Annotated in this window: 10 protein-coding genes; 9 read left to right on the top strand and 1 reads right to left on the bottom strand. The window is 62.9% G+C overall.

Features of this window, described 5'->3' with window-relative positions; genetic code table 11:
* The first annotated feature begins 13 nt into the window (after positions 1 to 13).
* From M8Q45_RS12960 to nudC, 9 genes are all read left to right on the top strand, one after another.
* On the top strand, positions 14 to 511 hold the full coding sequence (locus tag M8Q45_RS12960; protein WP_249875080.1) for a GNAT family N-acetyltransferase: 498 nt from the start codon (positions 14 to 16) through the stop codon (positions 509 to 511).
* A gap of 73 nt (positions 512 to 584) precedes the next feature.
* On the top strand, positions 585 to 1256 hold the full coding sequence (locus tag M8Q45_RS12955; protein ID WP_249875079.1) for a DUF3313 domain-containing protein: 672 nt from the start codon (positions 585 to 587) through the stop codon (positions 1254 to 1256).
* A 108-nt stretch (positions 1257 to 1364) separates the two neighbouring features.
* Entirely contained in the window at positions 1365 to 1865 is a 501-nt protein-coding gene (gene tpx, locus M8Q45_RS12950) for a thiol peroxidase (RefSeq protein ID WP_198796996.1), read from the top strand.
* A gap of 190 nt (positions 1866 to 2055) precedes the next feature.
* On the top strand, positions 2056 to 3372 hold the full coding sequence (locus M8Q45_RS12945) for an MdtA/MuxA family multidrug efflux RND transporter periplasmic adaptor subunit (RefSeq protein WP_249875078.1): 1317 nt from the start codon (positions 2056 to 2058) through the stop codon (positions 3370 to 3372).
* Positions 3369 to 6464, top strand: a complete 3096-nt coding sequence (locus tag M8Q45_RS12940) for an MdtB/MuxB family multidrug efflux RND transporter permease subunit (RefSeq protein ID WP_249875077.1) — start codon at positions 3369 to 3371, stop codon at positions 6462 to 6464. Before M8Q45_RS12945 ends, M8Q45_RS12940 begins: the two co-directional genes overlap by 4 nt.
* Positions 6465 to 6567: 103 nt before the next feature.
* Positions 6568 to 9672, top strand: a complete 3105-nt coding sequence (locus tag M8Q45_RS12935) for an efflux RND transporter permease subunit (RefSeq protein WP_249875076.1) — start codon at positions 6568 to 6570, stop codon at positions 9670 to 9672.
* Positions 9669 to 11147 (top strand): efflux transporter outer membrane subunit, encoded by a 1479-nt coding sequence (locus M8Q45_RS12930; RefSeq protein WP_249875075.1) that lies wholly within the window; start codon positions 9669 to 9671, stop codon positions 11145 to 11147. The genes M8Q45_RS12935 and M8Q45_RS12930 overlap by 4 nt, the downstream gene beginning before the upstream one ends.
* Before the next feature lie 265 nt (positions 11148 to 11412).
* Complete coding sequence (locus M8Q45_RS12925; RefSeq protein WP_249875074.1) at positions 11413 to 12225, top strand: crotonase/enoyl-CoA hydratase family protein; 813 nt, start codon at positions 11413 to 11415, stop codon at positions 12223 to 12225.
* A 6-nt stretch (positions 12226 to 12231) separates the two neighbouring features.
* Positions 12232 to 13062 (top strand): NAD(+) diphosphatase, encoded by an 831-nt coding sequence (nudC, locus tag M8Q45_RS12920; protein ID WP_249875073.1) that lies wholly within the window; start codon positions 12232 to 12234, stop codon positions 13060 to 13062.
* On the opposite strand, the gene M8Q45_RS12915 is transcribed toward nudC, so the two are convergent.
* Positions 13030 to 13809, bottom strand: coding sequence for a TSUP family transporter (locus tag M8Q45_RS12915; protein WP_249875072.1), 780 nt, complete (start codon positions 13807 to 13809; stop codon positions 13030 to 13032). The two genes, nudC and M8Q45_RS12915, sit on opposite strands and share 33 nt — an antisense overlap.
* Positions 13810 to 13866 lie beyond the last annotated feature (57 nt).

Below are 13866 nucleotides of genomic sequence, written 5' to 3'. Positions count from 1 at the left end.
GGAAGGAGCTCCAATGTCCGAATCCTCGATCACCCTTGCACGTTTTACTGAAGCCCATATCCCCGGCGTCACCGCGCTCTACAACGACCCTGCCGTCACCCGCCAGGTATTGCAGATGCCTTTTCAGTCCACGGAGGTCTGGCGTCAGCGTCTGGCAACAAACGACGAGCGCCAGTTGAAACTGGTGGCCCTTTACCAGGGCGAGGTCATCGGCAATCTTGGCCTGGAGCAGTTTACCCGTATCCGTCGTGCTCACTGCGCCAGCCTGGGCATGGGCGTCGCGGTGGCCTGGCAGGGCAAGGGTGTGGGCTCGATGCTGCTGGCCGCGGCGCTGGACGTGGCGGACAACTGGATGAACCTGCGGCGGGTCGAGTTGACGGTGTATGCCGACAACGAAGCGGCCATTGGCTTGTACCGCAAATTCGGCTTCGAGACCGAAGGGCTGTTGCGGGACTACGCCGTGCGTGATGGGCGCTGGGTCGATACGCTGGCGATGGCGCGGTTGCGCTGAACAGGCAAAAAACTGCGCATTGGCTATACCTGTAATGCCGTCCCAGTCGGGTGTGGCCTACAGGAGTAACAGCATGAAATTCGCATCCACGATCGCCACCGTTTGCATCGCCTCGCTCGCGCTCGCGGGCTGCGCCAGCAAAGTCACCCAGCCGAACGAGTATTCCGGCTTCCTGGGGGACTACAGCCGGCTCAAGGAGGAAAAATCCCCGTCGGGGGCCGAGGTGATGCGTTGGGTCGATCCGAAGATCGATCTGGCCAAGTTCTCCAGCGTGTACATCGAGCCGACGCAGCTCTACCCCAAGCCACAACCGACCGTGAAGATTCCCCCCGCCACGTTGGCCGGCATCACCAGCTACTACGACCAGGCGCTCAAGCGGGAGGCGGGCAGGTCCTTGCCTCTGGCGACCAGTCCCGGACCGGGCGTATTGGTGGTGCGGGCGGCCATCACTGCAGTGAGCAGCAAGACCGAAGGCCTGAAACCTTATGAAGTGATTCCGATTGCCCTGGTGGCCGCCGCGGTCAGTACGGCCAGCGGCATTCGCGACCAGGAAACCACACTGGGCACCGAAGCGGTGTTTCTCGACGGTGGTAATAATGCCGTGATCGCCCAGGTGGTGCGCAAGGGCACGGGTAAGCCGCTGTCGAACGACTCCCAGGTGATGAAGCCCGACGACTTCAAAAGCGTCATCGATGGCTGGGCGTCGGACCTGCATCAGTCCTATCTGCGGCTCAAGGCGAAATAGCGCCTTTGTAGGAATCGTCACTTTTTTCGTGCAGCCATAGGTCGGAGCACCATTTCATGGTTAACTCCGGCCTCACCATTTTTCAAACCTGTCAGAAGGAATCCGTTCATGGCTCAAGTCACCCTCAAAGGCAACCCGGTCCAAGTCAACGGCCAGCTGCCACAAGCCGGTTCCAAGGCGCCAGCCTTTTCCCTGGTTGCCGGCAATCTGTCGGACGTTTCCCTGAAGGACTTCGCCGGCAAGCGCAAGGTGCTGAACATTTTCCCAAGCGTCGATACCCCGACCTGCGCCACGTCGGTGCGCAAGTTCAACGCCCAGGCCAACGACCTGAATAACACCGTGGTGCTGTGCATTTCCGCCGACCTGCCATTTGCCCAGGCCCGTTTCTGTGGCGCCGAAGGCCTGGAGAACGTACAGAACCTGTCCACCCTGCGCGGTGCCGAGTTCATCGAGAACTACGGCGTTGCCATTGCCGACGGCCCGCTCAAAGGCCTGACCGCTCGCGCCGTGGTGGTGCTGGACGAAAACGACACCGTGCTGCACAGCGAGCTGGTCAAGGAAATCGCTGAAGAGCCGAACTACGAGGCGGCACTCGCAGCGCTGAAATAACTAGTCTGAAATAAAGTATTTATTACAATTGTTAACGGCCTGGCCTGTCCAGGCCGTTTTCATTTGTGTTTCAAAGCCTTAGCCGAGTACGCGAAAGGTAAGCCCAAGGTAAATTGCCGGTAAAGGCGCTTTGCTAAAACCTCGACAGTGCTTATCGTTCAGCCTCCCGTAAAAGAAGCCCACGCGCCCAATGGTTGACCATTCAATGCAATCCTCTGTTTCCCGCAAATCCCGTCGCTGGTTGTTCGGCCTGTTCGTCGTATTGGTCGTCGCGTTGCTCGCCTGGAAATTCTGGCCGGCCAGCACCGACTCGAAAAATGCGGCAGGGCAGAAGGGCGCGGCCGGACACATGGGGCGCTCGGGCGGCATGCGGCCAGGCTTTGGCGGTGCGACGGGGCCGATTCCGGTTCGGGTGGCACCGGCGGTCACCGGGGATTTCCCGCTGTATTACAAGGCGCTGGGCACGGTCACGGCGCTCAACACCATCAACGTGCGCAGCCGGGTGGGCGGTGAGTTGGTGAAGATCGCGTTCGAAGAAGGGCAGATGGTCAAGGCCGGGGACCTGCTGGCCGAGATCGACCCCCGTCCGTACCAGAATGCCTTGCTCCAGGCCGAAGGCACACTGCTTCAAAACCAGGCCCAACTGAAGAACGCACAAGTGGACCTGGAGCGTTATCGCGGGTTGTACGCCGAAGACAGCATTGCCAAGCAGACCCTCGACACCGCCGCTGCTCTGGTGGGCCAGTACCAGGGCACGGTCAAGACCAACCAGGCGGCGGTCAACGACGCCAAGCTCAACCTGGAATTCACCAAGATTCGTGCGCCGATTTCCGGGCGTGTGGGCCTGCGGCAACTCGACCTTGGCAACCTGGTGGCAGCCAACGACACCACGGCCCTGGCCGTCATCACCCAGACCCAGCCCATCAGCGTGGTCTTCACGCTGCCGGAGAACAGCCTCGAAACCGTGCTCGCCCGCTACCGCGGCGGGGCGAAGCTGCCGGTCGAGGCTTGGGACCGTGGCGATGTGAAGCTCCAGGCCAGCGGCGTGCTGCAAAGCCTGGACAACCAGATCGACGTCACCACCGGCACCTTGAAATTCAAGGCCCGCTACGAGAACCGCGACCAGTCGCTGTTCCCCAATCAGTTCGTCAACGTGCGCCTGCTGGCCGATACCCTGAAAGGCGTGGTGCTCGCGCCGACGGCCGCCATTCAATTCGGTACCAACGGCACGTTTGTCTATGCCTTGGACGGCGACAAGAAGGTCACGATCAAACAGCTCAAGATCGGCGCCAGCGATGGCGAGAACACGGTGGTCACCGAAGGGTTGGCCGCCGGCGACCGGGTGGTGCTCGAAGGCACCGACCGCCTGAAGGAAGGCAGCGAAGTGGAAGTGGTCAATGACAGCCAGGAAGTGCCGACCACGCCGACCGAGCACCTGCAAGGCAAGAGCGCCGCGGCCCCGACTGAGCCGGCAGCAGCCGACAAGGCGAAAAAGGGCGGCGCATGAATCTCTCGCGGCTGTTCATCCTTCGCCCGGTCGCCACCACCCTGAGCATGCTGGCCATTGTCCTGGCCGGCCTGATCGCCTATCGGTTGTTGCCGGTGTCGGCATTGCCCCAGGTCGATTACCCGACCATCCGCGTCATGACCCTGTACCCGGGCGCGAGTCCGGACGTGATGACCAGCGCCGTGACCGCACCGCTGGAGCGCCAGTTCGGGCAAATGCCGGGGTTGACGCAGATGGCCTCCACCAGTTCCGGTGGCGCCTCGGTGATTACCCTGCGTTTCAACCTGGACATCAACATGGATGTCGCCGAGCAGCAGGTGCAAGCCGCGATCAACGCCGCCACCAACCTGTTGCCCGATGACCTGCCGGCGCCACCGGTGTACAACAAGGTCAACCCGGCCGACACCCCGGTGCTGACCCTCGCGATTACTTCCAAGACCATGCTGCTGCCCAAGCTCAATGACTTGGTCGACACTCGCATGGCCCAGAAAATCGCCCAGATCAGCGGCGTCGGCATGGTCACGATTGCCGGTGGCCAGCGCCAGGCCGTGCGGATCAAGGTCAATCCGGAGGCCCTGGCGTCCGCCGGCCTGAACCTGGCGGATGTGCGCACCTTGATCGGCGCTTCCAACGTCAACCAGCCCAAGGGCAACTTCGACGGCCCGACGCGGGTCTCGATGCTCGATGCCAACGACCAGTTGACCTCGCCCAAGGACTACGCCGAGTTGATCCTGGCCTACGCCAACGGCGCGCCGCTGCGGCTCAAGGACGTGGCAGAGATCGTCGACGGCGCCGAAAACGAACGCCTCGCCGCCTGGGCCAACGAGAACCAAGCCGTCCTGCTGAACATCCAGCGCCAGCCCGGCGCCAACGTCATCGAGGTGGTGGACCGGATCAAGGCGCTGTTGCCCAGCATCACCGACAACCTGCCGGCCGGCCTCGACGTGACCGTGCTGACCGACCGCACCCAGACCATCCGTGCTTCCGTCACCGATGTCCAGCATGAGCTGCTGATCGCCATCGCCCTGGTGGTCATGGTGACGTTCCTGTTCCTGCGCCGGGTCAGCGCCACGATCATTCCCTCTGTGGCCGTGCCGTTGTCGCTGATCGGTACGTTCGGCGTGATGTACCTGGCCGGTTTCTCCATCAACAACCTGACCTTGATGGCCCTGACCATCGCCACCGGTTTCGTGGTGGACGACGCCATCGTCATGCTGGAAAACATCGCCCGTTTCATCGAGGAAGGCGACAGCCCGATGCAGGCGGCGCTCAAGGGCGCGAAGCAGATCGGCTTCACCTTGATTTCCCTGACGCTGTCGCTGATCGCCGTGCTGATCCCGCTGCTGTTCATGGCCGACGTGGTCGGGCGCCTGTTCCGCGAATTCGCCATCACCTTGGCGGTGGCGATCCTTATCTCGCTGGTGGTGTCCCTGACCCTGACGCCGATGATGTGCGCACGCTTGCTCAAGCGCGAGCCCAAGGAAGAAGAACAGGGGCGTTTCTATCGGGCCAGCGGTGCCTGGATCGACTGGTTGATTGCCGGCTACGGGCGCAAGTTGCAGTGGGTGCTCAAGCACCAGCCACTGACCCTGCTGGTGGCGATGGGCAGCCTGGTGTTGACGGTGGTGTTGTACCTGGCCGTGCCCAAGGGGTTTTTCCCGGTGCAGGACACCGGCGTGATCCAGGGGATTTCCGAGGCACCGCAGGCGATTTCGTTTGCGGCGATGGGCGAGCGGCAGCAGCAGTTGGCCAAGGTGATCCTCGCCGACCCGGCGGTGGAGAGCCTGTCCTCCTACATCGGTGTAGACGGCGACAACGCGACGCTCAACAGCGGCCGCTTGCTGATCAACCTCAAGCCTCACCGGGAGCGGGACGACAGCGCCAGCGAAATCATCGCCCGCCTGCAACCACAGCTGGATCGGCTGGTGGGAATCCGCCTGTTCATGCAGCCGGTGCAGGACCTGACCATCGAAGACCGGGTCAGCCGTACCCAATACCAATTCAGCCTGTCGTCGCCGGATGCCGAGTTGCTCAGCCTCTGGAGCGCTCGCCTGGTCGAGGCCCTGGCCCAGCAGCCGGAGCTCACCGACGTTGCCAGCGACTTGCAGGACAAGGGCTTGCAGGTTTACCTGGTGATCGACCGTGATGCTGCATCACGGCTGGGCGTGTCGGTGTCGAACATCACCGATGCGCTCTACGACGCCTTCGGCCAGCGGCAGATTTCCACCATCTACACCCAGGCCAGCCAGTACCGCGTGGTGCTTCAAGCCCAGGCGGGGGAGAAGATCGGCCCGCAGGCACTGGACCAGATACACGTCAAGACCACCGACGGCGGGCAAGTCCGCCTGTCGAGCCTGGCGCGGGTGGAGGAGCGCCAGGCGCAACTGGCGATTGCCCACATCGGCCAGTTCCCGGCGGTGATGATGTCGTTCAACCTGGCGCCAGGCGTGGCCCTCGGGCACGCCGTCGATGTCATCGAAAAGGTGCAGAAGGACATCGGCATGCCCGTCGGCGTGCAGACCGAGTTCCAGGGCGCGGCGCAGGCGTTCCAGGCGTCGCTGTCGAGCACCTTGCTGCTGATCCTGGCGGCGGTGGTGACCATGTACATCGTGCTGGGCGTGTTGTACGAGAGCTACATCCATCCGATCACGATTCTTTCCACCTTGCCCTCGGCGGCCATCGGCGCCTTGCTCGCGCTGATCCTCAGCGGCAATGATTTGGGCATGATTGCGATCATCGGCATCATCCTGCTGATTGGCATCGTCAAGAAGAACGCGATCATGATGATCGACTTCGCCCTCGACGCCGAGCGCAACCAGGGCATGGACCCGCAGACCGCCATCTACCAGGCCGCGCTGTTGCGCTTCCGACCGATCCTGATGACGACCCTCGCGGCCCTGTTCGGCGCCGTGCCGCTGATGCTCGCCACCGGCTCCGGCGCCGAATTGCGCCAACCGCTGGGCCTGGTGATGGTGGGTGGCTTGCTGGTGAGCCAGGTGTTGACGCTGTTCACCACGCCGGTGATCTACCTGTACTTCGATCGTCTGGGGCGGCGGTTTGCCAGGCCTGATGCGGATGAGGTGCGGGTATGATGGCATTCAGCGGTAAGTTGCAAGCCTCAAGCTACAAGTTAAAGCCTGCGCACGACTTGCTTTTCTCTTGCAGCTTGCAGCCTGCAACTTGGAGCTGTCGCCCATGAACCTCTCCGGCCCCTTCATCCGCCGTCCCGTGGCGACCATGCTGCTGAGCTTCGCCATCATGTTGCTCGGCGGCGTGTGTTTTGGCTTGCTGCCGGTTTCGCCGCTGCCGCAGATGGATTTCCCGGTGATCGTGGTCCAGGCCAACTTGCCGGGAGCGAGCCCGGAGGTGATGGCTTCCACGGTGGCGACGCCATTGGAGCGCTCGTTCGGCGCCATCGCCGGGGTCAACACCATGAGCAGCCGTTCAAGCCAGGGCTCGACCCGCGTCATCCTGCAATTCGACCTGGACCGCGACATCAACGGCGCGGCCCGGGAGGTGCAGGCGGCTATCAACGCCTCGCGCAACCTGCTGCCCAGCGGCATGCGCAGCATGCCCACCTACAAGAAGGTCAACCCGTCCCAGGCGCCCGTCATGGTGCTTTCGCTGACCTCCGATGTGCTGGAGAAGGGCCAGCTCTATGACCTGGCCTCGACGATCCTGTCCCAAAGCCTGTCCCAGGTGGCGGGTGTCGGTGAGGTGCAGATTGGCGGCAGCTCCCTGCCGGCGGTGCGCATCGAGCTGGAGCCGCAATTGCTCAACCAGTACGGCGTGGCGCTGGATGACGTCCGCACGGCGATAGCCAATAGCAATGTGCGCCGGCCCAAGGGTTCGGTCGAAGACGACAAGCGCATGTGGCAAGTCCAGGCCAACGATCAACTCGAAAAGGCCAAGGACTACGAGACGCTGGTCATCCGTTACCAGGATGGCTCGGTGTTGCGGCTCAAGGACGTGGCAAAGGTCAGCGACAGCGTCGAAGACCGCTACAACAGCGGCTTCTTCAACAATGACTCCGCCGTGCTGCTGGTCATCAACCGCCAGGCCGGCGCCAACATCATCGAGACCGTCAACGAGATCAAGAATCAGCTGCCCGCCCTGCAAGCGGTACTGCCCGCCAGCGTCAAGCTGAACCTGGCCATGGACCGCTCGCCGGTGATCAAGGCCACCTTGCACGAAGCGGAAATGACCCTGCTGATCGCCGTTGCCCTGGTGGTGCTGGTGGTGTTCCTGTTCCTGGGCAATTTCCGTGCGTCGCTGATCCCGACCCTGGCGGTGCCGGTGTCGTTGGTGGGGACGTTCGCGGTCATGTACCTGTACGGTTTTTCCCTGAACAACCTGTCACTGATGGCGTTGATCCTCGCCACCGGGCTGGTGGTGGACGACGCCATCGTGGTGCTGGAAAACATTTCCCGGCACATCGACGAAGGCGTGCCGCCGATGAAAGCCGCCTACCTCGGTGCCGAGGAGGTGGGCTTCACCCTGTTGTCGATGAACGCCTCGCTGGTGGCGGTGTTCCTGTCGATCCTGTTCATGGGCGGGATCATCGAGAGCCTGTTCCGCGAGTTTTCCATCACACTGGCGGCTGCCATCGTCGTCTCGCTGATGGTGTCCCTGACGCTCACGCCGATGCTCTGCGCGCGGTGGCTCAAGCCCCATGTGCCGGGGCAGGAAAACCGTTTGCAGCGCTGGAGCCATCACGTCAATGAACGCATGGTCAGGGGGTATGCCCGGAGCCTGGATTGGGTGTTGCGCCATCGGCGCCTGACCTTGCTCAGTCTGTTGGTGACCGTCGGGGTGAACATTGCCTTGTACGTGGTCGTGCCGAAGACCTTCATGCCGCAGCAGGACACGGGCCAGTTGATCGGCTTCGTGCGCGGTGACGATGGACTGTCGTTCAACGTGATGCAGCCGAAAATGGAAATCTTCCGGCGCGCGGTGCTCAAGGATGAAGCGGTGCAGAGCGTGGCGGGTTTCATCGGCGGCAACAACGGCACCAACAATGCCTTCATGCTGGTGCGCCTCAAGCCGATCAAGGAACGGGCGATGTCCGCGCAGAAGGTCATCGAGCGCCTGCGCAAGGAAATGCCCAAGGTACCCGGTGCCCAATTGATGCTGATGGCCGACCAGGACCTGCAGTTCGGGGGCGGCCGCGAGCAGACCACCTCGCAGTATTCCTACATCCTGCAGAGCGCCGACCTGGCGTCCCTGCGCGAGTGGTACCCCAAGCTCGTGGCTGCCTTCAGGGCCTTGCCGGAGCTGACCGCCATCGACGCCCGTGACGGCGGCGGGGCGCAGCAAGTGACGCTGATCGTGGACCGGGACCAGGCCAAGCGCCTGGGCATCGACATGGACATGGTCACGGCGGTGTTGAACAACGCCTACAGCCAGCGGCAGATCTCGACGATCTACGACAGCCTCAACCAATACCAGGTGGTGATGGAGGTCAATCCGAAGTACGCCCAGGACCCCAACACGCTTGAACAGGTCCAAGTCATCACCGCCGACGGCGCACGGGTCCCGCTGTCGGCGATTGCCCACTATGAAAACAGCCTCGAAGACGACCGGGTCAGCCATGAAGGGCAGTTCGCGTCCGAGAGCATCGCCTTCGACATGGCCGAAGGCGTCACGGTGGAACAGGGCTCGGCCGCCATCGAGCGCGCGATCGCCAAGCTTGGCATGCCCGAGGATGTCATCGCGAAAATGGCCGGTACGGCCGATGCGTTCGCCGCCACCCAGAAAAGCCAGCCGTTCATGATCCTCGGGGCGTTGCTGGCGGTGTACCTGGTGCTGGGCGTGCTGTATGAAAGCTACATTCACCCGCTGACCATCCTGTCGACCTTGCCCTCGGCCGGGGTGGGCGCGTTGCTGTCGATCTACGTCCTGGGCAGCGAGTTCAGCCTGATCTCGTTGCTGGGGCTGTTCCTGCTGATCGGTGTGGTGAAGAAAAACGCCATCCTGATGATCGACCTCGCGCTGCAATTGGAGCGCGCTGGCCAGACGCCGCTCGAGTCAATCCGCAGCGCGTGCCTGTTGCGGCTGCGACCGATCCTGATGACCACGCTGGCGGCGATCCTCGGCGCCTTGCCGCTGTTGCTTGGTGGCGCCGAAGGCTCGGAAATGCGCCAGCCACTGGGCCTGACCATCATCGGCGGGCTGGTGTTCAGCCAGGTCCTGACGCTTTACACCACGCCCGTGGTCTACCTCTATCTCGATAACCTGCGCCATCGTTTCAACCGCTGGCGCGGGGTGCGCACTGATGCTGCCCTGGAAACTCCGCTATGACCGATCGCTCGCTTTTCAACCTTGTCGCACCGCTGGCAACCGCCCGTGGCTCGCGAGTACTGAGCCTGGCGCTGTGCGTGGCGCTGCTCAGTGCCTGCGCGATCGGTCCGGATTACCAACGTCCCGCGGCTGCCGCGCCGGTGCAATACAAGGAGGCCCAGGGCTGGCGCCAGGCCAACCCCAGCGACGCCCTGGCCCGTGGCGCCTGGTGGGAGCTGTACGCTGACACTCGCCTCAACGAACTGGTGGAAAAACTCAACGCCTCCAACCAGACCGTGGCCCAGGCCGAAGCCCAGTACCGTCAGGCCCAGGCCTTGGCGCGCAGTGCTCGCGGGGCATTCTTTCCAACGGTCGATCTTACGGTCGGCAAGACCCGTTCCAGCCAAGGCACCGGCAGCAGCAGTTCGAGCCTGAGCAGTTCCTCCAGCGGCATTCGCGACACTTACAACGCCCAAGCTGGCGTGAGCTGGGAAGCCGACGTCTGGGGCAAGTTGCGCCGCACCCTGGAAGCCGACGAAGCCAGCGCGCAGGCCAGCTTTGCCGACCTGGCCGCGATGCGTTTGAGCCAGCAATCGGAGCTGGTGCAGAACTACCTGCAGTTGCGGGTGATCGATCAGCAGAAGCGCTTGTTGCAGACCACCGTCGACAACTATCAGCGCTCGCTGAAAATGACTGAAAACCAGTACCGCGCCGGGGTGTCCGGCAAGGACGCGGTGGCCCAGGCGCAAAACCAGCTCAAGACCACCCAGGGCGACCTGATCGACCTGATCTGGCAGCGCGCGCAGTTCGAAAACGCCATCGCCGTGCTGATCGGCCTGCCGCCCGCCGAGTTCAGCCTGGCCGAAATCCAGGACATCCCGGCGCTGCCGCAAGTCCCGGTGGCACTGCCGTCGCAATTGCTCGAACGGCGCCCGGACATCGCTTCGGCGGAGCGCTCGGTCATGGCCGCCAACGCGAACATCGGCGTGGCAAAGGCCGCTTACTACCCGGACCTGACCCTGAGCCTGAGCGGCGGCTACAGCAGCAGTACCTACGATAATTGGGTAAGCGTGCCGAACCGCTTCTGGTCGGTTGGCCCGCAACTGGCGATGACATTGTTCGACGGCGGCCAGCGCTCGGCGGAGGTGGACCGCAGCGTCGCGGCCTACGACCAGACCGTCGCCACCTATCGCCAGACCGTGCTTGACGGCTTTCGTGAAGTCGAGAACTACATGATCCAGCTCAAGGTGCTCGAAGACGAAGCCCGCGTGCGCCAGGAAGCCCTCGACGCCGCCCGCGAGTCCCTGCGCCTGACGCAGAACCAGTACAGGGCAGGGCTGATCGGCTACCTCGACGTGGTGACCGTCCAGGCCACCGCGCTGAGCAACGAACGCAGCGTGCTGAGCCTGCAACAGAGCCGGTTGATTGCCAGCGTGCAGTTGATTGCCGCGTTGGGCGGTGGTTGGGATGGGCAGTTGGAGGCGGAGGGTAGGTAACAATTGCGCCAAGCTTTTGTGGCGAGGGGATTTATCCCCGCTGGGTTGCGAAGCGGCCCTAAAGTCTGCCACCTCGGTGTGTCAGCTAGGTTGCACTCAGCTTCCAGGGGCTGCTTCGCAGCCCAGCGGGGATAAATCCCCTCGCCACAGAGATCTCCTGAACATCCCGCGCAAAGTCCCGCTTTTGGCCGATGCACTGCCTACGTCCTTTCACGATCGCTTGTTATAGTTCAGGCCTCTTTCCAGCCGGTAAAAGGATACTGCCATGTCGCAATACCAAGCGTTCAACGTCGAACTTGCAGACAACATCGTCCATGTGCAAATCAACCGACCGGACAAGATCAATGCGATGAACGCGGCGTTCTGGAGCGAGATCGTCGACATCTTCCAATGGATCGACGATACCGACGAAGTGCGGGTGGTGGTCTTGAGCGGCGCGGGCAAGCACTTTTCTTCAGGCATCGACCTGATGATGCTGGCCGGCGTGGCCAATGAACTGGGCAAGGACGTGGGGCGTAACGCCCGCGTGCTGCGGCGCAAGATCCTGCAGCTTCAAGCGTCGTTCAATGCCGTGGACAACTGCCGCAAACCGGTCCTCGCGGCGGTCCAGGGCTATTGCCTGGGTGGCGCCATCGACCTGATTTCCGCCTGCGACATGCGCTACGCCGCCGAGGACGCGCAGTTCTCCATCAAGGAAATCGACATCGGCATGGCGGCCGATGTTGGCACATTGCAACGCTTGCCCCGGATCATCGGGGACGGCATGCTGCGTGAACTCGCTTATACGGGGCGCACCTTCGGTGCCGACGAAGCACGCAGCATTGGCCTGGTCAATCGTGTCTACAGCGATACCGCCAGCCTGCTCGATGGCGTGATGGGCATTGCCCGGGAAATCGCCGCCAAGTCGCCGATCGCCGTCACCGGCACCAAGGAAATGATCAGCTACATGCGCGACCACCGCATCGACGACGGGTTGGAATACGTCGCCACGTGGAACGCCGCCATGTTGCAATCCAATGACCTGCGCGTGGCCATGGCCGCCCATATGAGCAAACAGAAACCCGAATTTCTGGACTGACCGATCATGATTTCACGCTGGACCACCGCAGTACTCGATACCGATAAACCCGGCGGCTGGGCCGTGGCCCGCAGCCCGGAAGGTTTCCTGTACGACGACAACGGCGCGCTGTTCCCTCGCGACTGGCTCAAGCGCCAAGACCTGTCGATCCTTGCCGAGCACGGCATCGGCCATCTCGATGGCGAGCCGGTCTACCTGCTGGAACTGCACAGCGCCCTGGACATTCCCGGCTGCAACTGGAAAGGCCTGCGGGCCTTCATGCTCGAAGACGACCACACGCTGTTCAAGGTGTTGGGTTACGCGGCGCAGATCGGCACCTGGGCTCGCGAACATCGTTTCTGCGGCAGTTGCGGCCAGCGCATGAGCCAGGTGCCGCGAGAGCGGGCGATGTATTGCCAGGCATGCGACTTGCGCCATTACCCGCGGATCTCGCCGAGCATGATCGTGCTGATCAGCCGGGGCGACGAAGTCTTGTTGGCCCGTTCACCCCGGTTTGTCACGGGGGTCTACAGCACCCTGGCGGGCTTTGCCGAGCCGGGTGAGTCAGCCGAGGATTGCCTGATTCGCGAGGTCCGCGAGGAAGTCAGCATCGACGTGAAGAACATCCAGTACGTGGGCAGCCAGTGCTGGCCGTTTCCCCATTCGATGATGCTGGGCTTCCACGCCGAATACGCCAGCGGCGAAATCGTGCCCCAGGAGGACGAAATCGAGGACGCACAATGGTTCAACATCCATGACCTGCCGCCATTGCCGGCGTCGCGCTCGATTGCCCGCTACCTGATCGATCTCTATGTGGCCCGCCGCCTAGGCCATGCTGAACCAGTGTTGCCAGGCTAGCCGCACGGTCAGGGCCAGCACCACGGTGATGAACACCGGCCGGATGAACTTCGCGCCGCCGCTGATGGCGGTGCGCGCGCCGAAGAACGCGCCGACCATCACCGACAGGCCCATGCTCAGCCCGATGATCCAGTCCACCTGGCCCGAGAAGATGAACACCGACAGCGCCGCGATGTTGCTGACGAAGTTCATGCTGCGAGCCACGCCGCTGGCCTTGACCAGGTCGATGGGGTAGAGCAGCAGGCTGCTGACGGTCCAGAACGCGCCCGTACCGGGGCCGGCCACGCCGTCATAGAAACCGAGGGTGAAGCCTTGCGGCGACTGCCAGGTCTTCTTGATCGGCGCATTGCTGTCCAGCGGTGCCTTGGGCGTGCCGCCGAAGAGCAGGTACAGGCCGCAGGCAAAGACGATCACCGGCAGCATCTTGTTCAGCCACTCGGCGGGCAGGTAATGGGCGACGACGGCGCCGGCCAAGGCACCGACCAGCGTGCCGACGAGCGCGTGGGTCCACTGCCGTGGGTGAAACAGTTTGCGTTTGTAGAAGGTAAAGCTGGCCGTGGCCGAGCCAAAGGTCGAACTGAGCTTGTTGGTGCCCAGCACCAGGTGCGGTGGCAGGCCGGCAGTCAGCAGGGCCGGAGTGGTGAGCAGGCCGCCACCACCGGCGATGGCGTCGATGAAGCCGGCAATGAACGCCACGACGGCCAGGATAGCGAGGGTGGAGAGGTCAACGCTGAGTTCGAAAGGCATGGAATCGGCTTATTCGGCAGGGGCGCAGCAGGGCTGCGGGAAAGGCCGGTATGTTAC

The sequence above is a fragment of the Pseudomonas sp. T1.Ur genome (assembly GCF_023516725.1).
Taxonomy (GTDB): Bacteria; Pseudomonadota; Gammaproteobacteria; order Pseudomonadales; family Pseudomonadaceae; genus Aquipseudomonas; species Aquipseudomonas alvandae.
This window is presented reverse-complemented; position numbering and strand designations above follow the sequence as displayed.